The 22,155-nt window shown below is 55.6% G+C and carries 17 protein-coding genes and 1 tRNA gene; 4 read left to right on the forward strand and 14 right to left on the reverse strand.

Features of this window, described 5'->3' with window-relative positions:
- Positions 1-108 precede the first annotated feature (108 nt).
- From F1379_RS23575 to F1379_RS23615, 9 genes are all read right to left on the reverse strand, one after another.
- On the reverse strand, positions 109-414 hold the full coding sequence (locus tag F1379_RS23575; RefSeq protein ID WP_150274605.1) for a DUF1292 domain-containing protein: 306 nt from the start codon (positions 412-414) through the stop codon (positions 109-111).
- On the reverse strand, positions 407-712 hold the full coding sequence (locus F1379_RS23580; protein ID WP_150274607.1) for a DUF1292 domain-containing protein: 306 nt from the start codon (positions 710-712) through the stop codon (positions 407-409). The genes F1379_RS23575 and F1379_RS23580 overlap by 8 nt, the downstream gene beginning before the upstream one ends.
- 13 nt (positions 713-725) lie before the next feature.
- Entirely contained in the window at positions 726-1,142 is a 417-nt protein-coding gene (gene ruvX / locus F1379_RS23585) for a Holliday junction resolvase RuvX (protein WP_150274609.1), read from the reverse strand.
- The gene (locus tag F1379_RS23590) at positions 1,139-1,414 is read right to left on the reverse strand and encodes an IreB family regulatory phosphoprotein (protein WP_150274612.1); all 276 of its coding nucleotides are present in this window, start codon (positions 1,412-1,414) and stop codon (positions 1,139-1,141) included. The genes ruvX and F1379_RS23590 overlap by 4 nt, the downstream gene beginning before the upstream one ends.
- Before the next feature lie 374 nt (positions 1,415-1,788).
- The gene (gene alaS / locus F1379_RS23595) at positions 1,789-4,422 is read right to left on the reverse strand and encodes an alanine--tRNA ligase (protein ID WP_150274614.1); all 2,634 of its coding nucleotides are present in this window, start codon (positions 4,420-4,422) and stop codon (positions 1,789-1,791) included.
- Between the two features lie 474 nt (positions 4,423-4,896).
- Positions 4,897-6,375 (reverse strand): MocR-like pyridoxine biosynthesis transcription factor PdxR, encoded by a 1,479-nt coding sequence (gene pdxR / locus F1379_RS23600; protein ID WP_150274616.1) that lies wholly within the window; start codon positions 6,373-6,375, stop codon positions 4,897-4,899.
- The gene (locus tag F1379_RS23605; RefSeq protein WP_150274618.1) at positions 6,375-6,686 is read right to left on the reverse strand and encodes an AzlD domain-containing protein; all 312 of its coding nucleotides are present in this window, start codon (positions 6,684-6,686) and stop codon (positions 6,375-6,377) included. The genes pdxR and F1379_RS23605 overlap by 1 nt, the downstream gene beginning before the upstream one ends.
- Positions 6,683-7,405 carry an AzlC family ABC transporter permease gene (locus tag F1379_RS23610; RefSeq protein WP_162551267.1) on the reverse strand — a complete coding sequence of 241 codons (723 nt, stop codon included), beginning with the start codon at positions 7,403-7,405 and terminating at the stop codon, positions 6,683-6,685. The genes F1379_RS23605 and F1379_RS23610 overlap by 4 nt, the downstream gene beginning before the upstream one ends.
- On the reverse strand, positions 7,365-8,186 hold the full coding sequence (locus tag F1379_RS23615; RefSeq protein WP_150274622.1) for a B3/B4 domain-containing protein: 822 nt from the start codon (positions 8,184-8,186) through the stop codon (positions 7,365-7,367). The genes F1379_RS23610 and F1379_RS23615 overlap by 41 nt, the downstream gene beginning before the upstream one ends.
- A 222-nt stretch (positions 8,187-8,408) precedes the next feature.
- Between F1379_RS23615 and F1379_RS23620 the strand changes: the two genes are divergently transcribed.
- A tRNA-Pro gene (locus F1379_RS23620) sits at positions 8,409-8,482 on the forward strand.
- 79 nt (positions 8,483-8,561) lie between these two features.
- Here the strand turns inward: F1379_RS23620 and F1379_RS23625 are convergent.
- Positions 8,562-9,386, reverse strand: a complete 825-nt coding sequence (locus tag F1379_RS23625; protein ID WP_150274624.1) for an Rpn family recombination-promoting nuclease/putative transposase — start codon at positions 9,384-9,386, stop codon at positions 8,562-8,564.
- A 158-nt stretch (positions 9,387-9,544) separates the two neighbouring features.
- Here F1379_RS23625 and F1379_RS23630 point away from each other — a divergent pair, with 158 nt between their 5' ends.
- The 3 genes from F1379_RS23630 (at position 9,545) to F1379_RS23640 (ending at position 11,989) form a co-directional block, all read left to right on the forward strand.
- Positions 9,545-9,802, forward strand: coding sequence for a hypothetical protein (locus F1379_RS23630; protein WP_150274626.1), 258 nt, complete (start codon positions 9,545-9,547; stop codon positions 9,800-9,802).
- Positions 9,803-9,826: 24 nt separating this feature from the next.
- A complete protein-coding gene (gene dpsA / locus F1379_RS23635) occupies positions 9,827-10,705 on the forward strand; it encodes a dipicolinate synthase subunit DpsA (protein ID WP_150274628.1) in 879 nt (292 codons plus the stop codon).
- 225 nt (positions 10,706-10,930) lie between these two features.
- Positions 10,931-11,989 (forward strand): DUF1835 domain-containing protein, encoded by a 1,059-nt coding sequence (locus F1379_RS23640; protein ID WP_162551268.1) that lies wholly within the window; start codon positions 10,931-10,933, stop codon positions 11,987-11,989.
- Positions 11,990-12,205: 216 nt separating this feature from the next.
- On the opposite strand, the gene F1379_RS23645 is transcribed toward F1379_RS23640, so the two are convergent.
- The 4 genes from F1379_RS23645 to F1379_RS23660 all read right to left on the reverse strand — a co-directional run bounded on the left by F1379_RS23645 (position 12,206) and on the right by F1379_RS23660 (position 21,547).
- Positions 12,206-13,573: a dicarboxylate/amino acid:cation symporter gene (locus F1379_RS23645; protein WP_203457164.1), complete on the reverse strand. Its 1,368-nt coding sequence runs from the start codon at positions 13,571-13,573 to the stop codon at positions 12,206-12,208.
- A gap of 487 nt (positions 13,574-14,060) precedes the next feature.
- Positions 14,061-16,541 carry a GH36-type glycosyl hydrolase domain-containing protein gene (locus F1379_RS23650; RefSeq protein ID WP_150274632.1) on the reverse strand — a complete coding sequence of 827 codons (2,481 nt, stop codon included), beginning with the start codon at positions 16,539-16,541 and terminating at the stop codon, positions 14,061-14,063.
- A gap of 103 nt (positions 16,542-16,644) precedes the next feature.
- The gene (locus F1379_RS23655; RefSeq protein ID WP_239004784.1) at positions 16,645-20,901 is read right to left on the reverse strand and encodes a glycoside hydrolase family 2 TIM barrel-domain containing protein; all 4,257 of its coding nucleotides are present in this window, start codon (positions 20,899-20,901) and stop codon (positions 16,645-16,647) included.
- Positions 20,870-21,547, reverse strand: coding sequence for a hypothetical protein (locus F1379_RS23660; RefSeq protein ID WP_150274636.1), 678 nt, complete (start codon positions 21,545-21,547; stop codon positions 20,870-20,872). The genes F1379_RS23655 and F1379_RS23660 overlap by 32 nt, the downstream gene beginning before the upstream one ends.
- Positions 21,548-22,155 lie beyond the last annotated feature (608 nt).

A 22,155-nucleotide genomic window follows, 5' to 3' on the forward strand; every position in this document is an offset into this window, starting at 1 on the left:
TTTATTTTACAATCTGCTCTTAACCCTTTTCTTTCTCAAGCAAAAAGAGCGGAAACTGTTTCTCCGCCCTTTCCATGATTGATTCAAGTGTAGGCTTGCCAGCGGCCGTTACAGATCACCCTCGGGAAACGTCAGCTCATCGTACAGCTCGGAGACATCTTCCCATTCCTCGTCGTCCTCGATGCTCTCCAGCTCCGGCAGCCCGTCCGGGGATACAACAATCCGCATGATTTCCTGCTCGGCGTCCTTCCCGGCTCCGGCCAGCACCGCATAGGCGCGGGTGCCCACCTCAAACTCGGCCACGATATCGTAAACGGAAGACCGGCCTTGCTCATCTTCCAGTTCCACAGTCTCACCGTATATATCCTTCAAGCGGGAGGTCCATACCACCTTATCGGCGGACCAATCAGTCATTCTCAGATCCCCCGTCCAGCTCGTCTACCAACGTATTGAACGTTTCTTCAACGATAGCCCATTCTTCATCGTTGTCGATCATGAAGAGCTGCAGATCATCGCCGTCTTCCTCATAACGGAAGGCATAGACTTCGTCGCTGTCCTCTTCGTCGGCATCAAGAGGTACCACCATCATATATTTGGCATCTGAGCCATCGACCTCAAATTTCATGATGACCTCAAATTCCTCTTCATTACCTTCCTCATCGGGAATATAGATAATTTCCGGTTCTTCTTGGCCAATATGCTCGTTAGTCATTTCAATGCACCCCTCACCTTTTACTGTTAGCATCCAAATAGTTTTGCAGAATCAGGGCTGCGGCCATTTTGTCCACAATCCCCTTGCGTTTCTTCCGGCTGACGTCCCCTTCAATCAGCACCCGCTCGGCGGATACCGTCGTCAGACGCTCATCCCAAAGGTGTACGGGTATATCTAGCTGCTCATGCAGCTGACCGGCGAATTCCATGCACAGTTCACCACGGGGGCCAATAGAGCCGTTCATATTCTTCGGCAAACCCACCACGATCTCGCCAATTTCATGTTCCTTGACCAGCTCGCGGATACGCTCGAACTCATTGCCGTTACCGCGGCGTTCAATGGTCTCCAGAGCCTGTGCCGTCCAACCGAAAATATCACTTGCGGCAACTCCGATTCTCCTGTCGCCATAATCCAGTCCCAGCTTCTTCATTTCAGATGGTCCACCCGATGATTCGCCAGGTAAAAACGAACCAATTCCTCAATCAGTTCATCACGTTCTTTTCTCCGGACCAAACTTCTCGCATTGTTGTGGCGCGGAATATAGGCCGGATCTCCGGAAAGAAGATACCCTACGATCTGATTGATCGGATGATACTCCTTCTCTACCAGCGCGTCGTACACGGCAAGCAGAATTTCCTGGGGAGATGCTTCCTGTTCATCGCCCTTCACATTGAATTTGACCGTTTTGTCCATGGAGTCCATTTGTGACACCTTCCTTCTGCAAAATCACCCCGCCGGGGCGGTCTCGCAAGTGTTGCTGCTTAAGCTCCTTGCTGCCCTCATCATAACATATTCATGGGCCAACGAGGAAATCCTCCCATGGTAATAGCGCTTTTTTTGGCATTTCGTCTACAAAAATATAGATATTTTTGGATTATCGCGCTATTGCACATTGCCTTGGCCACAAAAAAGCATCATATTCTGCCTTGCTGCGGAATAAAGCAGCGGTACTGATATGTTGCCCTCAGTACCGCTGTATACTTATTAAATGCTGCCGCCCGCTGCAAGCGAGGGCGCTTGTAGATCTACATTAGCCTTTTTTGCTCAATTGTGGGGTTTGATGCAGCCCCGGCCGCTTAACCCAAGGCTGCGACAAGCTCTTCGGCTTTGGCGAGCGCTTCGACCAGCTTCGAGGCATCCTTGCCGCCTGCCTGCGCCATGTCCGGACGTCCGCCGCCGCCGCCGCCGCATACAGCAGCAACCTCTTTGACGAGCTTGCCGGCATGGTAGCCCTTCTTCACCAGCTCCTGCGGCACCGCTACGACAAAGTTGACCTTGTCGTCCATTGCAGCCCCGAGCACGAGCACGGCTTCAGGCAGCTTGGCCTTCAGCTCGTCGGCGGTGGAGCGGAGCGCATCCATGCTGCCTGCCTGCACCTGCACGGCCAGCAGCTGCGTGCCGCCGCCTACCGTCTTCACGCTGCCGGTCAGCTCGGCGGCGAACGTTGCGCTCAGCTTCGACTGGAGCGACTCGTTCTCGCGGGAGAGCTCGCGCACCTGGGCATGCAGCGCTTCGATGCGCTTCGGCACATCGTTCAGTGAAGATTTCAGCAGGCCTGCCGACTGCTTCAGCAGATCGAGCTGGCTCTCGGTGAACTGGTAAGCAAAGCGGCCGGTTACGGCTTCAATCCGGCGCACGCCGGAGCCGATGCCGCTCTCGCTGACCAGCTTGAAGATGCCGATCTGCGAGGTGTTGCCCACATGGCAGCCGCCGCACAGCTCAAGGCTGTAATCGCCGACCTGCACCACGCGTACGATGTTGCCGTATTTCTCGCCGAAGAGCGCCATTGCGCCCATAGCCTTGGCTTCGTCGATCGGCTTGTTCTCGATCACCACGTCCAGCCCCCGCCAGATCTGGGCATTGACGCGTTGCTCGATATCGCTCAGCTCCTCCGGCGTAATGGCGCCGAAATGCGAGAAGTCGAAGCGCAGGCGTGCACCTTCCACGAGCGAGCCGGCCTGGTTGACATGGCCGCCGAGTACTTCCTTCAGCGCTTTATGCAGCAGATGGGTTGCCGTATGGTTCTTCACGACATCCTCGCGGATCTCGCGGTTCACTTCGGCGCGGACCGTATCGCCCACGCGCAGCTCGCCGGCTTCGACGGTTACCAGATGCACCGGCTGCCCGTGCGGAGCCTTGAACAGGCCCGTTACCTTGGCCGTTACGGAGCCGCCTGTAAGCACCCCTGTATCGCTGACCTGACCGCCGCTTTCAGCGTAGAACGGCGTTGTTTCCAGGATGACCTGGCATTCAGCGCCTTCGCCGGCGGAATCGGCCAGCTCGCCGTCAATTACGATGGCCGCAATTTTCGACTCGGTTACCAGATCATTATATCCAACAAATTCACTTTTAACCGTTAAATCAGCCAGTGCGCCCCCTTGAATCTTCATGCTTGCGTTGTCCTGGCGCGCTGCTCTGGCGCGGTCACGCTGCTCCTGCATCGCTGCGTCGAAGCCCGCGCGGTCCACCTTAAGCCCCTGCTCGGATGCGAAGTCCTCGGTCAGGTCGAACGGGAAGCCGTAAGTGTCATACAACTTGAAGGCGTCGGCTCCGGAAATGGTATCGATGCCGTCTTCTTTGGCCTTGGCGGATACTTCGCCGAGAATGGCCAGTCCGTCGGACAGCGTTTCATGGAAACGCTCCTCTTCCGTGCGGATGATTTTGGCGATATATTCCCGGTTCTCTACCACAGTCGGATAGTACACACCCATAACCTCGCCCACTGTCTCGGTCAGCTCGTACAGGAACGGACGGTCCAGGCCGAGTGTCTTGCCGAATCGAACAGCGCGGCGGAGCAAGCGGCGGATAATATAACCGCGTCCTTCATTGGAAGGAAGCACGCCGTCACCTACCGCAAAGGCCACGGTGCGGATATGGTCGGCAATGACCTTCAGCGCGATATCCTGCTCCAGATTGTCTTTGTACTTCACGCCGGCCAGGGCGGCGGTTCTCTGGATCATCGGCTGGAACAGGTCGGTGTCGAAGTTCGAGTCCACATCCTGCAGGATGGAAGTCAACCGTTCGAGACCTGCGCCGGTATCGATGTTCTTATTCGGAAGCGGCGTGTAGCTGCCGTCCTTGTTGTGGTTGAACTGCGAGAACACGAGGTTCCACACTTCCAGCCAGCGTTCGTTCTCGCCGCCCGGATACATTTCCGGATCGCTCATGTCGTTGCCGTAGGCTTCACCGCGGTCATAGAAGATTTCCGAGCAAGGGCCGCACGGGCCTTCGCCGATATCCCAGAAATTCTCGTCGCCAAGCTTGATGATGCGTTCCGGCGGCAGGCCGATTTTCTCATTCCACAGCTTGTAGGCCTCTTCGTCTTCGGCATATACCGTAACGGAAATCAGGTTGCCGTCGAAGCCGATCCATTCCTTGCCGGTCAGGAATTCCCAGGCCCAGGTGATCGCTTCCTCCTTGAAGTAATCGCCGATGGAGAAATTGCCCAGCATCTCAAAGAACGTATGGTGCCGGCGCGTCTTGCCGACATTCTCGATATCGTTGGTGCGGATACATTTCTGCGAGTTCGCAATCCGCGGATTCTCCGGTACTTCACGGCCGTCAAAATATACTTTCAGCGGCGCCATCCCGGCATTGATCCACAGCAGCGACGGATCGTTGTGCGGCACGAGCGAGGCACTCGGCTCAATCTTATGCCCCTTGCTCTCGAAGAATTGCAGCCATTTGGAACGGATTTCACTTGCTTTCATCGTTTACAGCTCCCGTCTCTAATTTCCCCACAAAGTGGAGTTGTTTCCCGAAGCCGATTCAAGTACTTTGCGGGGGCCCCAAAACCTAAAAGACCCACAGGCCACAAAACCTGAACCAACAACCTTCTAACAAACTTACTTCAGAAAATAAAAAACGCCCCTGAATAAATTCAGGGACGATTGATATCGCGGTACCACCCTGGTTATCGCCTCTGCCGGACAAAACCCGGAAGCTTGCAGACGATCGCCTTGTCGCGGCTGTTAACGGGCGCCCCCGGCGGGATTTCCCCGCACTCCGAAATCAGCTTTCGGCCGGTATGTGCACAGGGTTCTCGCAGCCATTACGAAATCGTAAAGGAACCCGTTCTCTGGGAGCCATGCTCCGGCGTACTTCATTTCATCAACGTTTTGATCGATTCGTATTTTAACATTCTCAGTATAGCCAGCACCGGAATATCTGTCAATCTCGGACCGTCAATTCCTGGACAGGGCTTGTTCGGCCCGCGCCACCGCACCGATGCCCAGGCGGATTTGATGCTCCGACAGGTTCGCATACCCCAGAATGAAGGTAGGATATTCCGGCCTGCTCCCGATATAGTATCCGGAAGCGGGATATATTCTTGCCCCGTAACGCAGCGCTTCGGCTGCCAAGGCCAGCTCATCTGCCGCCGTTTGCAGTTCTATTAACAGGTGCAGTCCCGCTTCGTCTCCCAGGATGTGCACGCGATCGCCGAATTCACGCTGCAATGCCTCCACCAGGCAGGCTCTGCGGGTGGCATAGAGCTTCCCCATCCGGCCAATATGCCGGGCATACTGGCCGGAGCGAATGAAATCCGCCAGCGCTTCCTGTTCAATGGCCGCAGTCATCCGGTCCGTGATCATTTTGACCGCGAGAAAAGGCTCGACCAGGGCAGGAGGAAGAATGGCATATCCGATCCGCAGAGCAGGGAACAGAATTTTACTGAAGCTGCCCACATATACGACCCGGCCGCTTGTGTCCAATCCGGCAAGTGCCGATGCCTTTTGCCCGACGTACCGGTATTCGCTGTCGTAATCGTCCTCAATAATGAGCGCGTTTGACCTTCTCGCCCACTCCAGAAGCTGAATCCGGCGATTAAACGACAGGGTCACTCCTATAGGAAATTGATGCGAGGGCGTTACGTACAGCAGCTTCGGGGTTCTCTCCGGTCCTTGACTGTATGCCGCTAGACACCGGTCGATGTCCCGGACGCAAATCCCCTCCTGATCCACCGGGACCGGGATAATCTCTCCGCCCGAGAAGCTGAAAATTTCGCGCAGTACATGATGAGTCGGATCCTCAACCAACACCTGGTCTCCCTTGCTCAGACAGAGCCTGGACAGAATATCTAAAGCCTGTGTTGCTCCTGTCGTGATCACTATCTGTTCAGGAAGCGCCGGAATGGAGCGGGTTGAACGCACCAGACGGGCAATTTCATCCCTAAGTGCAAAGGAGCCCTCCGCAGGTCCATATGTAAGCATATCCGGTGTGGCTCTCCGGCACGCTTCGTTCAATGCCCGCTGCCAGCGGTCCATCGGGAATACATCCCATGCCGGCACACCATGGCGGAAATCATAGGCTGCCGCTGAGGATAACGGATCAAACGAAATAAATTCAGGTGCTTTGGTCGCTACTGTGCAGCCATCGCCGGACACCGGGGGAGAACTTGTTCCTGCCTCCGCTGCCGTAGCGGCAACGAACGTCCCTGCTCCTTTTCTCATCTCCAGATACCCCTCTGCCTGCAGCTGCTCATAGGCTTCAAGCACAACGCTGCGTGAAACAAGTAACTGCTTGGACAGCAGCCGCGTAGCGGGAAGCCGGTCTCCGCTCTTCAGGCATCCGCCGGCAATAGCCTGCAGAATTTGTCCGTACACCTGTCTGGATAACGCAGTTTCCCGTTTCTTATCAATTGTAATTAACAGTTCAATTGCCATTAATGGCCCCCTCCTAACGCAACGACCACCGCAACTGCAACAGAAGCTGTAATCACACCAAACAATGGAATTTTTTTGACGAATACCAGAAGAAAAATTGCCGCAGCGCCCGCTGCAATCCCGACCCACGGCGACTCTTTATCCACCTGGAAGATGCCCGGAATAATCATCGCGCTCAGAATCGCCAGCGGCAGATTCTCCAGAAATCCGTGCTTCTGCTTCGCCGACCCGTTCTTCCGGACAAGGAGCAGCGGGGTAAAGCGCAGCAGGAAAGTCATTGCACCTATTGCCAAAATCACGATAATCGTCACATGGCCTCACTCCTGACCGTCTCTTTTTTGAAGGGAAACATTGCGCCTACGGCTGCTCCTATAGCCATAGCCGCTAATACACTAGCTGTCCCCAGCAAAGGCTGTAAGCACCAGGAGGAGGCTGCCGCCGAAATGCAGATCGCCAAGTTCTTGCGGTGGCGCCGGATTTGCGGAATCACGAGTGCAATAAGCAATGCGTACAAGGAGGTGTTAAGCGCCGGCAGAATATCGGCAGGAATATAACCTGACAGCATAATCCCGGCACAGGTTGAAATAAGATTTACAGTGTATGGCGGAAATTCCATCCCCAGCACATAAGGCAAAGAGTGACTGGAACTGTCATTACGGCTGCGGATTTTCATCATGCTTACCGCGTACACTTCTTCCGTGAGCCCGAATCCGACCAGTCCCTTATGAAGAACCCGTGTATCCCGTTTCATCTTCGAAGCGAACGACATGCCGATGAACAAATACCGCAAGTTGATAACAAATGTCAGCAGCAACACAATGGGTGCGGCGGTCCCCAGAGCCAATAAATTGGCAGCAATAAACTGGCTTGCGCCGGCGTAAACCACTGCGGACAGCAGGAACACTTCGAGGTCGCTCAGAGAGAGCGCCTTACCGACGAGCCCGAAGGTGATACAAGCCGGAATATACCCGATAACGATAGGGGCGGAGTCAATAATCCCCTTCTTGAACAGCTTCAAGGTATCCTGCATGATCCGCGATAACCCCCTCCGAATGTAATTGAAAGGTATGGCTCGGAGCATCCTTATGAATGAACGCGCATTCAATACTCCCTGTGTCGGTGAACGGCCGCAGCAGCTCATGGAGCAAATGAGTAGTAGCCTCAACAAGAGCTTTGGCGTCCTTGTGGACCGCTTCAATCGTGAACAGCATTTGGGAAGATTCGGCTGTCGTTTTAATGTGATTGCTCTGTCTCCAGTTCCAGCGGCGGGAATGCGCTCTCCCGGCAGCATCCGAATAAATGATCTCGCCTGCCGAGGCTACCTCGTACTCATTCACTTTTCCGATCGGCAGGAACAACTCATCTCCGGCAGCTCTTCTGATCGTGAATCCCCGGGTCTCCGAAATATCGCAGGAGACAATGGGAGTGCGGCATTTCAAGGAAATCGCATTGCAAAGATTCACCAAAGTATTGATCCTTGCCAATGCACCATGCTCCACTACACGCTTGATCAACGATTCCGCTGCACACGGATACCTGGCCGGCTTGACGCCGAACTGGCTGTAAACCTTTCGCCAAGCAGCTATCGTCGGAATTTCACTTACCGTATCTTTTTGCAGGCCAGAATTCAGAACCTCCTGTTCCATATGGGCCAGAAGAGCATTAACTTCTGCGTCCTTCTCCAGGTTGGCCATTCGGGAAGCGGCGATCAGCCCGACGTGCAGCTCAGGAGCAATCTCAAACACTTCCCCGGAAAACTCCACCTTAAAGGCCCTGGTGTTCTTGGTATGATTCCTGCGGACTTGATTCATCGTCTTCCTCCTTCATCGCTTGTCATGGAACATTGTACCTGATATACCCATAATCTATAAATTACCAATTACCGCTCAATGCGCCGGACCAATTTGTTAACCATACCACTTTCAATTTTCATCAAAAGCTATGGCAAAAAGAGCTCTGCCTATTATTTACAGAGCCCCAACAGCGGGTGTATAATTCTGTATATTAAGAGTTTTCAAGCAGGTTAACAGCTTCGAGACGTGGCTCAGCTTGGTAGAGCGCTTGCTTCGGGAGCAAGAGGTCGCAGGTTCAAATCCTGTCGTCTCGATAATTAAAAAACACTGGAGCCAAAAGGGTGATCCCCTTCGGCTCCAGTGTTTTTATTGCTCTACTTAGTTCTTCAAGCTTTATTTCAACTCAAGGATTTCCTTCTCGGATAAGCCCGTTGCTTTAGCTATAGTTGCGATATCCAGATTCAGTTCCAGCATGTTTTTGGCAACCTCTTTGATGCCTGCTTGCTTCGCGCCTTCAAGCATCGAAGCTTCGTCATGCAAATACTTCTGGCGGGCTTCATACAAGCGGCGGGCTTCCGAATCCTGGCTCAAGTATTGCAGAGTGTCCATAGCCTTCTCAAGTCCCGGTTCATTCATCTTCAGCGCCTCCCAATAAGTTGTATCGATCCCTTTCAGGAACAGCAGCCAGTTCTCCAGTCCGCCGTTCGAGGGGATTTCATTCTCCAGCTTCGGCAGTTCCAATACATGGATCTCAATATCATCAATCAGCGGTATTCCTGTGCGGTCTTCCCTGAGGTGAAAAACATTATGGTATTCGTCATTTGACAAGAATGCATAGTTTAGAATGTTGATCGTAACGCATTTTTTTAATTCCTGATACTTCTCGCCTTCCTTAAGCTGCCCGGCGTATCGCTTGCTCCAGTAGAACAATGTACGTTTCTCGATATCGTATTTATTGAACAATTGCATCTCAATATCAATCAGCTTGCCCTCGGCCGTCTTGGCATAAACATCGAAGATAGATTGCTTGTCTAGTGGGTCGTCCTTGTCGGTATATGGGTTCATCAGGATAATCTCTGTGAGCGTGGGTTCACCTGCCCTGGTAAATATCCTGTTCAGAAAAGCCAGCAAAACATCCTTGTTGTTCTCGCTGCCAAAGATTCGTTTGAACACAAAGTCAACTCTCGGATCAAGCAACTCCACATCGAACAGCTCCATTCTTAAATTGATTATATCAAAATTTCCGGCCGTGCACGGGAAACATGATATTGACTTCACTTCATTTAGTTTGATTTCCGCCCCCCTTGGCTTAAAATTAACTTTAGATTGCATGATCAGAATGGTCAGTACAATTCCTCATAAGGAGTGAGATCGGCTTGAAGAAAACAAGCATTGCCTCCCTGAGCCTTTCCGTCGTTTCCTGGATCTTGTTCTTCTCTGTCAGCGACAGCCGGTATTTGAGTTATGTACTGATGCTGGCCATCTTGTCTTTTGGGATAGGTGCGGCAAGTTTCTATAGGATCACTAAACTCTCTCTGATCGGATCAACGCTTGCCATCGCGTTAAGCATGGTTCTGGCTTTTGTTGTGATCGGGGTGATCACGCTTGGAAAATTTGTGGACAGTGCGCAGTAGGAGAATCCGAAAGGGAGAAAAGTTATGACATTATTAAGCAGTAAAAAAATCGCTGTGATCGGGGGCGATCTGCGTCAGCTCGAAGTGATCCGTATGCTGCTGGAGCGGCAGGCCGAGGTTCTGCTGGCCGGTTACGATGAACTGGCACAGGTGCCGGAAGGAGCAGTAAAGGTACAATTGGAGCCGAGCCTTCTTGCCAAAGCCGATGCCATTATTCTTCCTGTTGCAGGAACCGGCAACGACGGCTCCGTCGAATCCAGCTTCGCGGCAGGAGATCTGGTGATGTCAGAGGAACTATTCGCAGCCATTCCGAGGCATGCTACCCTCTTCACAGGAATCGCCAAAAGCTATCTGCGGGAAATGTGCGGCCGCTATGCCTTGACGCTGGTGGAAATCCTCGACCGTGATGATGTGGCGATTTACAACTCCATCCCCACGGCCGAAGGTGCGGTGATGATCGCCATGCAGCATACGGATGTCATGCTGCATGGCTCCCGGTGCGCTGTGCTGGGCCTGGGCAGGATTGGGACCACGCTGGCCCGAACCCTAAAGGCGCTCGGTGCCATTGTAGCGGTCGGAGTTCATAAGCCTGACGCATACGCCCGCGCGTATGAGATGGGTCTACAGCCTTTTTATACCTCTGAACTGGCGGAACAGGCGGAACAGGCGGATATCCTGTTCAACACGATTCCGGCTCCGGTAATCACCCGCGACGTCATCTCCCGCATGCCGCGCCAGGCACTTATTGTTGACCTCGCTTCCCATCCGGGCGGAACCGACTTCGCCTATGCTAAGGAGCGGGGCGTTCAGGCTTTGCCAGCCCTGGGTCTGCCCGGTATCGTCGCGCCCCGCTCGGCAGGCCGGATTATTGGCAATGTGATTGTGGAAATGCTGGAGACCTGAGTTCTACTCGCTAACGGACCCTATAGCCTTTATTGCTCAGTTTCGGGTCGATCGGGCAGCGTAACGGACTCCAGTGCTCTCATCTATGTCAAATGACATGATGATTGGCCCATTCATCAGGAATAAGGTTATCTGACTCCGATACCAATGCAAATTCGGAGGTTTAAGCCGAATAGAGATTTTACGATCCGATAGCAGCGGATGAAGAAAGGAGCTGTCACTTGCATGAGCGGGATCCACGAGCAAATTAACCGGTTGGACGGGCAGGAGGCCAAAGGGCTGCTCCATGCCTACATGATGCATACGCAGCGCCTGGCCGGCGGCAAGCTGACACAGGAGCAATTCATTGCAGAAATATTCGAAACGCTTGAACGCCTGACCGAAGCCAAGAAGCAGGATCACTACACGAGGATATTTCCGCCGGGTCCGATAACCCGCCTGCATATTATCTTTGGCGACTCCGCCGGCGGCGGTCTCAAAATGGCGCTGCGGCAGCTGGGGCTGAGCCCTGGTCATCAGGTGCTTGTACTCCGCGAACGATACGAAATGGGACCGCTCGCGGGATGGGAGCAGCCGGAAGGGCGCGCAGAGCGGCGGGAATGGCTGCGGGAACGTCTCAATCAGCATGACTCTGAAAGCGATGCGGAGCTTGAAGAAGAGTATGGGCTAAAACTGGAGGAGTATCTTGCGGCGCTGCCGCCCGATGTTCCTGTCACCATCTGGAGCGGCTGCAACGGCTGTGAGCAGACCGGGCTGCGGCACGCCGTTTATCTTTTGCGAAATCTCCGAAATCCCCTCTATGTTATATTCCCGGACCGGGACAGCCACCTTCTCTTCGATACCGCCACGGCAGTCCAGGACTACCGGCACAGCGGAGAGATCATTCCGGAGAAGCTAGCCGCCATCTTCAGGCACAATGAAGCCTCCGAACCTCTAACGTCCGGTGAGCGGGACAAGCTGGTACAAGAATGGCTCGATCTGACTGCTGCCGGAGAAGAGCTGCAATACCGGATTTGGGAAGCCGGGCAGCTGAAGGCCGTAGGTGTCGATTATTTTGACGAATATTTACTGGGGAAAGCCCGTGAGCTGCAAAGCTGGCGCAAGGAAGGTGACTTTATGAAAGCCGCACGCGTCATCGGCGAAGCGCTGGGGTACAGCGAGCAGTACGTGGGCGACGATTTCCTGGAATACAGATTGCGGGAGCTTATATACCGGGGACTTCTGGAGATTAAAGGCGTGCCGAAAGCCATGCGGTATTACAGCGTCCGGGTGAAGCAGTTATAAGCTGCCAATTCACAGTTAGCAGGGAAACGACTAGCCCTCAGGCCGCAAGCAGGTAGATCCGGCAACTCATGTAACGCCGCCAACTCATGCAGCCCGGTCAACTTCCGGGGATGAAGCTTCCGGGTACAATAGGGAATAAAGAAAGAGCAGCGCTTCTCCCGGCATTCGGGGACACGCTGCTCTGTTCATTTTATTAGTTAACGTATAAGTTAACTATTAACCGGCGCTCAGCACGATATCATCGTCATTGTCGTCTCTGTTGAACGCCTCGCGGTCGAACTCCCCTTCCGAGTTCGCGACCAGCAGCGCCGTAACGGTGGTACCGGAGGCGTTGACGGCCGTCCGGCCCATGTCGATCAAAGCTTCTACGCCCGCCACAATCGCAATGCCTTCCAGCGGCAAGCCCAGTGCTGTCAAAACAACGGTAGTGGAGATAACCGCAGGGCCCGGAACACCGGCGACCCCGATGGAAGATACGATACTGACAAGCACCAACGTAACATAATCTGTTGCCGTGAGATCAATACCAAAGACCTGCGCCGTGAATACGGCGACAATGGCTGGCCATACGCCGCCGCAGCCGTTAAAGTTAACGGAAGCGCCGAGCGGAGCGACAAAGCTGGCAATCTTCGGCGAAACATGCAGCCGCTTGGTGATAACCTCCAAATTCACAGGGAGTGTAGCGTAGCTGCTTCTTGTCGTAAAGGCAACAGTCAGCGTCGGGTATATTTTATGGAAGAACCGAATCGGATTGACTTTGGCCACGAACAGGACCAGCCCGCCAAAGACAAGCACAAAATGCAGAATCAGCGCCGTGTAGGAAGCAAGAATGACGCTTCCCAGCTCCTGCAGCGTATCCCAGCCGTAGCGTGCCGTAATTCCGGCGATAAGTGCGAACACACCGTAAGGTGTCAGGCGGATCACGAACTTGACGACCTGGTGCAGCACCTGGGTCAGCGATTCAATCAGGTCACGTACAGGCTTGACGGCATCCGGCTTCTTGGCGCCGACCTTCAGGATCGCTACCGCCAGGAAGATGGCAAAGATCAGAATCGGTACCACTTTACCTTCAGCCGCTTCACTGAACGGATTGGACGGCACCAGATCCAGAATAACCTGGGAGAAGGTCGGGATTTCCCGCGCCGTGAAGCCTTCTGGCACCTCCTGCTGAATACCGCTGCCGGGATTGAACAGCAGGGCTACCAGAAGCCCGATAATAGAAGCAATTCCCGTTGTCCCCAGGAACCAGGCGAAGGTCTTTGTGCCGATCTTGCGCAGATACTCCAGACTGGACAGCGAGGAGATACTGTTCAGCACCAGTACAAAGACGAGCGGAATAACCAGCATGCGGATCAGACTGACATAGATGCTGCCGAAGGTAGAGATGGCCTGCGTCTGCAGCTCAAAGGCCTGGAAGAATATCCCCGCAACCAGTCCGAGGCCCAGACCGACGAGCACGCGAACGCCAAAACCGACGCGCTTGCGGGCCAGCCAATAGAGGAAGCCGAACACGATAATGGACACCGTAAATCCATACCAGTTGGTTTCAATTGCGGTCAATAAATTGTTGTCGATATTACTCATGTCAGCTGATGACCTCCTATACCTACTTTTTAGATGTGAATAATGCGATTAATGTACAGTGAATACTTTGCTTTGTCAATGGGGGAATTACGGGTGAAAAAGGAAATTCCCTTTAACACCAAGCAATCTAATGTGAATAATATTTTTTATATTGACAGGACGTGTCACCCTGGGTAATATGTAGCATAATCACACGCCTAGTGAATCCACTGGACAGCCGGAGGTTCAACCCGCGGACGCACCCGCTGCGCCGGAGTTGGGCCTTTTTTGTTGTCTGCGAGCAAGAGGGGATGCCATCGACGAAAATGGGTTAACAGTCTACGTAAGGAATCTACTCTTTATTCTATGAGCACAGGCTTCCGCCAATAACGCCGGAATTCTAGAATAGGGATTCATTTATGGCTATTAAAGAAACTCCACAACAGTGCAGGTAAAAAAGCCGCAAAAACGGTTTCCCGTATTTGCGGCTCTAACAGCACACACTTGCTTATAGTATGACTTCCACTTTCACCGAGGAACGCCCCGGATAAGCCGGCAGTACATGGCCCTCCAGCGGCTCGCCGTCGACGGTGATTTGCTTGACGCCTTTGCAGACCCCGCTCTCATTTCTGACTGTTATATCGTAGAGACAGCCGCGGAAGCGGCGTTTGACCGTAAAGCCTTCCCAGTCGGAAGGAATGCACGGATCAATGGATAACCCCTCAAGGACCGGCTTTACACCCAGAATATACTGCGTCACGGCCACGTACATCCAGGCGGCGGTGCCTGTCAGCCAGGAGACGTTGGCCAGGCCGAATTTGTCGGATTCCGGCCCGAACAGATTGGAGGCATAGACATACGGCTCCGCCTTGTACCGCCATAAGCCCGCTTTGTCCATGGCTACATTCGGCAGCAGCTGTCGGTAATACTTATAGGCCTGATCGCCCCGGCCCAGCAGGCATTCGGCAATGATCGCCCAGGTGTTGGCATGGCAGAAGACTGCGCCGTTCTCGCCCGTTCCCTTGTTGTAATTGGTCAGCGGATCTGCCGGATCGGGGAAGGTGGTGATGGACGGGTGGATTTTTTTGATGCCCAGCTCGGTATCCAGCAGCTCGCGGACGCTATCCATCGCCTGAAGCCCCTTCTCCGAATCGGCCATGCCGGACAGGGTGGCCCAGGTCTGGGCATTGAGCCAGATTTTGGCCTCGTCATGCTCGTCGCTGCCCAGGAACCGGCCGTCGTCCATAATGGCGCGGCGGAACCAGCGGCCGTCCCAGCCGGTGCTGTTCACCAGCTGCCGCTGCGCTTCATACATCGCCTCAAATTGTGCGATATCCTCGGGGTGACCCGCTGCTGCTGCGAGATCGATCATCTTCAGCAGCACTGTGCCGAGCTGCATCGCCGTCCAGATACTTTCTCCCCTCCCCTCGCGGCAGACGCGGAACAGCTGGTCGTTCCAGTCCGAGCGCAGCATCAGCGGGAAGCCGTTCGGCCCCAGCTTGGAGGCGGTAAAGTCAATTGCAGCCTTCAGATGCTCATATACCGGGCCTTCGCCGCCGTCGTAATAAGGTACGGACGCATGCAGGAATGCGGCGTCGCCGGTCTCGGCCAGCAGATCCCAGGCCGCCAGAGCGGTCCACAGATGGTCATCGGAATGCACACTTGTCACCGGGTCCCAGCCTTCGTTCGGGAAGAAATAATGGTTCACATGGCCGTCCCTGTACTGTTGGCCGAGCAGCAATATCATTTTGCTGAGGGCAAGCTCAGGATCAAAGGGCACCACCGCCAAAATATCCTGCGACGTATCCCGGTAGCCGACGCCCCGGAATGTGCCGGTCGCATAAAACGAAATATTCCGCGAGAACAGGAAATTGCGGTGCGCCTGATAAGGATTCCAGATGTTAACCATCCGCTCCGCATCCTTATCCGGCAGTACACTCTCCCAGGAGCCCAGATACTGCTCCCAATTCTCCTTCAGCGCTCCAAAGGAACGTTCGACAAAACCGGCTTCCCGGGAATGGGCGATAGCTTCCAGAACGCCGGCTTCATCCGGAGCCGTTCCCAGAAAAACATTGATGCTCCGGCTCTCGCCCGGCTGCAGCACCAAAGTGAATTGCAGCGCACCGCACGGATCGCCGCCCAGCAGCGTTGACCCGGTACAGCCGCCGTGCTCGATGGCCGCCGGATTAGCTTCACTGCGGTAGCTGCCGATGAACTCCTCACGGTCGCCGTCATAACCGGCCAGCGGTGTATCGGCAGCCAGATAGACCAGCGGGGTCTCCTCAGGCTTCGGCTGATTCTCGACCCCGTATTTATACACCAGCGCCTCGGCAGGATGATACTGCACCGACACCTGATGCTTGTTGTAGCACTGCCACTGCAGCTCGCGCATAAATTCCATCATGCCGAATTCGGCATAGGCGTACACATTGAGTTCTTTTGGCACAGTGCCTTCGTTGGTTAAGGTTAAATTCCAGATCAGCGAGTTCTCGTAAGGGCCGACAAAATACAGGGTCTTTGCAGAAACTCCGTCCCGCTTGGCTGTAAAACGGGTGTAGCCGAGACCATGCGCGCTCTTCCATTCCTCCGGCTTCGCCAGGGCAGGCTCGTTCGTCGGACACCAGTATTCGCCCGTCTTGCGGTCCTGAAGATAGATGTAAGGACCGGAGCGGTCCATCGGCAAATGAAAGAAACGATAGCGGGTAATGCGCCAGATTTGCGGTGACTTATAAAAAGCGACTCCGCCGCCCGCATGCGACAGCATCGTATGAAAGGTTCCGTTCGACAGATAATTCATCCACGGGGTCGGCATGTCGTGGCGGTTGAATTCCACTTCTTTGGCTTCATCGTGAAAAACATAATAATCCTCCGGATTGCTGCTGTTCGGTCGGACGCCTGTTGAAGAAGCTGCTGCTGCAGCACCGGTCCCTGTCTCCCGCCCGGGATGGTCCGTAGGCTTCAAGCGATTTGCTTGCTCGTTTGTGTTCATGGTTATCAGCTCCTTTATGTTTGTCTAATGGGCATCAGGTCCGCAGCCGCAGGTATGCCGGCTATCCAGTGGCTGTTGCCGCCGCTGCGTTCCAGTCCGCCGTTTATTTGGGCTCGACCTCATCCAGGGTCAAGGAATATTCCAGGTCCTTCATATAGGCACCGTTCTCATGCAAAAAGGTCAGGCCGAACGTAATGTCTCCCCCGCTTCCGCGCAGAACCGCGATCAACCGGTTGAGTCCGCTCCGCAGCAGCAGCTCCTGCTCAGGCTCAGGAACCCGCTCCCCGTTCAGAACAATTTCGTACTCTGCGTCCGTCTGAATGCGCAGACGCCCACGGCGCTGCAGGGGCACGCCTTGTCCGCCGCCAGGCACCTGTACGAAGCAGCTCACAAACCACGGGGCCGTGCCGGCATCCGCGATCCGCATTGTGCCGCTTTCAGGGCGGCGCTCTTTCTTCTGCATCCAGCCATATAGTCCTTCACCCAGATTATTCAGCGAGAATTCGGGGTCCATATAATACGCCTTCATCGCCTCGTAATCGACATACGGCGGGCAGGGCAGCGCCATCGCCATCTCCAGCGCCCATTCGGCGTCTCCTTTGACACTGTCCAGCAGCCCGTCATCGAAGGACGCCCCCAGGTTGCCCAGCAGACGGGTATACAGACGCAGCGCCTTGTCGCTGCCCGGGTCCGTCCGGAGCTGCGAGCAAATAACGGTTCCGGCTCCCAGCTTCAGCTCAGCCAAAAATGTCCCGGACGGCCTTGCCTTGGTCCGGTTCAGTTCCACCAGCGCGAGACGGCTGTACTCCGCCGTGTAGTTATTGACGAAAAAGTCCTTCCAGGCCGTCCCCTCCACGCTGGTGCATAACGCTGCAGCTTCCGGCACCTCCAGGCTGTGGTCCGCCAGCACATGGTTCACGACCTCCCGCGGCGAGAGGAAGACCTTGTCGAAGCCAAACAGGTCGACCGGACTCACGCCGCGGACCGCGGCGGCGCTGTAATCCGCCGCCAGATGATACGTCTCGTGCGGCATGACGCGCACGGGACGGCCCAGCAGGCGCGCGAGCGCCGCCTGCTGCTCTTCCCCCGCCGGCAGGACGAGCACGCGTCCGCCGGCCTCGGCATGGCGCCGGGCGGCGTCGGCCGCCCCCGGCGCCGCCAGCAGGCAGGCTTCGGCCACCAGCAGGCCGAAGTCCTGCCCGGGCTGCGCCGGGGCTGTGCCCGGCGCAGGGGCCCCGCCGCGCGCGGCATCGCGCAGCGCGGGCACCCGTGCCTGCGCGGCTTCGCCCCGCGCAGGCACATCCGCGTGCGCCGCTTCGCCCGGCGCAGCTGCAACTGCCGGCGCTGGAAGCTCCAGCGCCGTGTACCGCAGCCGCAGCGCGTCGAGGAACGCTGCGGCCTCCCCGCCGGGGCGCACCAGTGCGGCCACCGGTGCGCGTTCCGCTGCGGCGGCTTTGCCCGCGCCGCCGGCGTAGGCCAGCAGGTTGCGCAGTAACAGGCAGGCCTGCGGCACCTGCCGCAGATTGGCCATCAGCTCCAGCTGGCAGGCGACGAACCTGCCGGAGCCGCTGCGGTATTCGAGCAGCGGTGACCACAGATCGCCGCCGTCGCCGAAATCGCCGGCGCTGCATTCCAGCAGCAGGGTGAAGTCGCCTGTTACCGGCTTCTCGAAGGCCGCGTGTATGAATGGCAGCGGCCCTTCCTCGCGGAGCTCCGCATGCCAGAACATCAGGTCCTCGTCGCCGAGCCCTGCCAGCACAGGGTGACTGTAGTCGCCGCCGTGCGCACGAAAGAAGGAGCGGCGCGAGAGCCGCAGCCTGCCGAGCGACAGCCCGGTCTGCTCCAGCAGCAGAAGCTGCCCTCCCCTGGCGGCAAAAGCCTTAAGCCCGGCTTCCAGCCCCCCGTCCGGATCATCCAGCCTGCTGCCAACGACCAGGAGATACCGGCCCGGCAGCTTCCCAAGCTCTTCTTGCCCGATCCGCTCACAGCCGGGAAGGAAGCTGCGGAGCATCTCATAGTCCGCGTCTCCGCCCAAATAGGCAGCCGGACGTTCCACGGTCACAGGCTGGCATAGCAGCTCTGCGGACACCAGCCGGTATTCCGCGTGCAGCTTGTGCACCTGCTCTCCGGCGTGGAACAGGGCAGCGGTCAGCACCGCCCGATCCTGACCCTCCACAGCCGGGCGGGGTGTCCATTCAAAGGAAATCGTCTTTCGTTCTGCAGGCTCCTGCCAGAAGGCAAAGCTCTGCTCATGGATGACCCGCCGCCCTTGGCGGATTACGCACTCTACGCGGACCTCTTGGGCTCGAAGCGTGTCGTTGTATACGTCAAAGCTCCTGGACACCGGTGCATCGTCATAGAAGCAGCGGTTGTATTCGGCGGCAATGATGGTCGCCGGCTTGAAAGCCTCCGCCATCACCTCAAATGCCGGATTAGGCATATAGGCCGGATACTCTTCCGGCAATAAGCCGTTGTTAATCGTAAGCGAATAGGCCGGAACCATCCTCTGCTTCACGCCGGGCAGGCTTGGTTCACGAGGCGGCTGCACGACATCCTCCTGTGGCATAGCACGCATGAAATAATGGGCGAAATTAAACGTCGATATACCGGAGACTTCCTGACGCCGGGCATATTCAATGAACAGCCGCTCCTTCTGCGCCAGGCCTAAAGCGCTCTCATCTGTGCCCCGGTAAGCGCCAAGTCCGACATACATGCTGCTGTTCTGCGGGCAGATATACCACCAGCCGCCATGCTCGCCGAAGGTTAAGGGAACGCTGCGATCCCATTGGTCAATAATGCCGTCGATATTGTAGTGCCGGCTCTCCACTTCGGTGTACGCCTTCGGCAGCAGCCGGTTATCTCCCTCGGCAATGATCGGCCGCGTAGGGTCCAGACTGCGGACAGCGTCCATAAAGCCGGGGATATGCTGCTTGAAGCCGTCGCGGCCGTCCACCCAGCGCATTTCGTTTTGTACACTCCAGAGAATGACGGAAGGATGATTCTTGTCACGCCGGACCAGCCGCTGAACATGCCGGAGACAATTGTCAATATAAGCGGGATGGTCCGCCTGCATCGACTTGCCCGAGCCGTAAATCGCCGTTTCGTCGACGATCAGCATCCCCTCTTCGTCGGCAATGCGCACATACTCCTCCGGGTACGGCTCCGCATGCAGCCGGATGCTGTTGACCCCGACGGTACGGCACATCCGGTACCAGTTACGGATATATGCTTCCGTCTGCTGCGCTCCGCCCTGGAAATGCCAGGAATCGCCGCGCAGATTTACCGGGATGCCGTTCAGTATGAAGCGCGGCCCCTCGCACCAAATCTCACGGAAGCCGAACACCTCCACCCGCCGGTCAATCATTTCGCCGTCCTCCAGTAAAACCAGCTCGGCTTCGTAGAGAAACGGCGAATCGGGAGCCCACAGGCTTGCATCACTCCAGTCCAAGCGGAAAGCCGCACGAAACACAGCACCATCCTGCACATTCTCGCATAGCCGGAGTACTCCCGGTGCATCGGCAGCTTCTATAGCCTCGGCTGTGGCGGACATTACAACCCCGTCTCCATAATCTGCCGGAAGCGGAACCGCGCTAATAAGCTCACCACTCCCTGGTCTGCTGCCGGAGTCTACCTGCACCCCTCTTTCCCGGATCTTCAGCTCTGCCCGCAGCGTTCCCCGGTTGCTGATTATGGCTTTCCCCCCGATAAGCGCATCCACTTCCAGCCGTCCCTGACGGACAGAAGTCCGGATAGTTATGTCTTCAATCGACAGCATCGGATAGCTTTCGAGGTACACATCCTGCCAAATTCCCCGGGAAATATTGCCGAACCAGGAGCCCATTAATCCGGTGATTTTCTGCTGGCCGGAGGGAATGGTTACCTTGTCGAAATTGGCACACAGTACATGCAGGTGATGTTCACGTCCTGGCTCCACCAGCGAAGTTATGTCCAGCCTAAGCGGCAAATAGCCGTCCTCCCACACTGCAAGCTCCTGCCGGTCCAGGAAAATAACCGCTTTTTGCATAATGCCGTCCAGCCGCAGCACCACCCGTTGACCGGACATGCTCGTTGGAACATGGAAGATGCGGTGCAGCACACCGGCTTCGGCATCGTCCCATTCCCGGGGGTACCCGTAAATATCCATCGGGGCATACTCATGCTCCGGGATAATCCCGAACCTTCTCCCGCCCGCCTGCGGATAGCTCCGCCGCCAGCTGGAGGGCACCTCTACCTTGCGCGCTTCATAGACAATATGTTCCGGCAATCTGCGGCATTGCGGCTGATCGTACAGGGGCATGAAATCCCATTCCCCGTTCAGGCATACTAATTCACGCATGTTCTGCTCCCATCCTCCCGGCATCGGACCGCACCTCCAGCACCAGCTCCAGCCGCCGCCAGATCTCCTGCCCGGCAGGCGCATCCGTCCATTTTATAAAATGCGGGTCCATCACTTCTCCCCAATTATCCGGGCGCAGCGAAGTGTTCAGCTTCCCCGCATACGGAGCGGTCTCACGCACGGTCGGCTGCTCTGCATAGAAGAAGAGCATATTCTCGTGCAGTCCGATAATCCCGTATTTATCGCCGTCGCCCGGCCGTTCTTCCTGATACTGATAGTGATAGTAGATATAGCTGGAGATTTCCTCCGGCTTCAGCAGCGCAATCCTTCCATACGGCTCACGCTCCGGATTCCGGCGCTCCCAGTGCTGCCGCGAAACCGGATACTGATAATGAAAAATATCCGTCATCGGCGCCCAGTGCCGCCCCCTCCATCCCCCCGGCCATGCTGCCAGGTACTCTTTTGCACTAACCAGCAAATCCTCCGGCTCCACCTGTTCTCCCAAACATTCATAGTAAAGAAACAGGCTGGTCTCCCAGCTAAAAAGACTCAACTGATCTACGGCAAGCCGGTTCATCCGCGCTCTCAGCCCATCCTCTAATACGTTCAGCCAAGCCGGGTCATTCACTTGACCTTCCTGATGTTCCGCACGATATAAACAGCGTCTCATGCTGCACCTCCGGCACTTGATTTCCTCTCCATGTTACCGGATTCACTCCGGTTTTGCCTTGACGATGGGGACCATGTTTAGCACGAAAACGACATCTGCAAAACCATTTTTTATCAACTGTAGAAATTGATTTTAAGATTCATCCGTTCAGGCCGGGAAGTAAATTCATCGTAATTTTGGAGCTCTGGCCATTGCCTGCCTATTCCACTCTCTGGATTACTAGCGCTGATTGCGGCTGAATCCATCGGTAGACTGGCCTGTTTGGTTTTGGCAAAAAAAAATTACCTATTTCACCTGTATGGAGACGATCACTCACCCAATTGGATACCGCCACAGATAATGGAAACAGGCTAACGTGATAACTATGGGCAACACTTTAGACGCTTACCATTGTACCGGCCCATTGTGGTCGGTTTTTCATACACATTCGGCCCGTTTGCCCATGTACCAGCCGATTGTGGTTTGTTTTTCATACGCATCTGGCCCGTTTGCCCGTGCACCAATCGATTGTGGTCGGTTTTTCATACACATTCTGCCCATTCCCCCATGCTGTGGCGCATTGTGGTCGGTTTTTCGTACACACTTGGCCTTTTCACTGTGTTTCCTGA

The organism is Paenibacillus tepidiphilus, assembly GCF_008635795.1.
GTDB lineage: Bacteria > Bacillota > Bacilli > Paenibacillales > Paenibacillaceae > Paenibacillus_AQ > Paenibacillus_AQ tepidiphilus.

Coding starts and splice junctions, on each gene's coding strand:
- F1379_RS23575 (WP_150274605.1), bottom strand. CDS start 414: ATGACTGATTGGTCCGCCGATAAGGTGGTATGGACCTCCCGCTTGAAG.
- F1379_RS23580 (WP_150274607.1), bottom strand. CDS start 712: ATGACTAACGAGCATATTGGCCAAGAAGAACCGGAAATTATCTATATT.
- ruvX (WP_150274609.1), bottom strand. CDS start 1,142: ATGAAGAAGCTGGGACTGGATTATGGCGACAGGAGAATCGGAGTTGCC.
- F1379_RS23590 (WP_150274612.1), bottom strand. CDS start 1,414: ATGGACTCCATGGACAAAACGGTCAAATTCAATGTGAAGGGCGATGAA.
- alaS (WP_150274614.1), bottom strand. CDS start 4,422: ATGAAAGCAAGTGAAATCCGTTCCAAATGGCTGCAATTCTTCGAGAGC.
- pdxR (WP_150274616.1), bottom strand. CDS start 6,375: ATGGCAATTGAACTGTTAATTACAATTGATAAGAAACGGGAAACTGCG.
- F1379_RS23610 (WP_162551267.1), bottom strand. CDS start 7,405: ATGCAGGATACCTTGAAGCTGTTCAAGAAGGGGATTATTGACTCCGCC.
- F1379_RS23615 (WP_150274622.1), bottom strand. CDS start 8,186: ATGAATCAAGTCCGCAGGAATCATACCAAGAACACCAGGGCCTTTAAG.
- F1379_RS23625 (WP_150274624.1), bottom strand. CDS start 9,386: ATGGAGCTGTTCGATGTGGAGTTGCTTGATCCGAGAGTTGACTTTGTG.
- dpsA (WP_150274628.1), top strand. CDS start 9,827: ATGACATTATTAAGCAGTAAAAAAATCGCTGTGATCGGGGGCGATCTG.
- F1379_RS23640 (WP_162551268.1), top strand. CDS start 10,931: ATGAGCGGGATCCACGAGCAAATTAACCGGTTGGACGGGCAGGAGGCC.
- F1379_RS23645 (WP_203457164.1), bottom strand. CDS start 13,573: ATGAGTAATATCGACAACAATTTATTGACCGCAATTGAAACCAACTGG.
- F1379_RS23650 (WP_150274632.1), bottom strand. CDS start 16,541: ATGAACACAAACGAGCAAGCAAATCGCTTGAAGCCTACGGACCATCCC.
- F1379_RS23655 (WP_239004784.1), bottom strand. CDS start 20,901: ATGCCGGGAGGATGGGAGCAGAACATGCGTGAATTAGTATGCCTGAAC.
- F1379_RS23660 (WP_150274636.1), bottom strand. CDS start 21,547: ATGAGACGCTGTTTATATCGTGCGGAACATCAGGAAGGTCAAGTGAAT.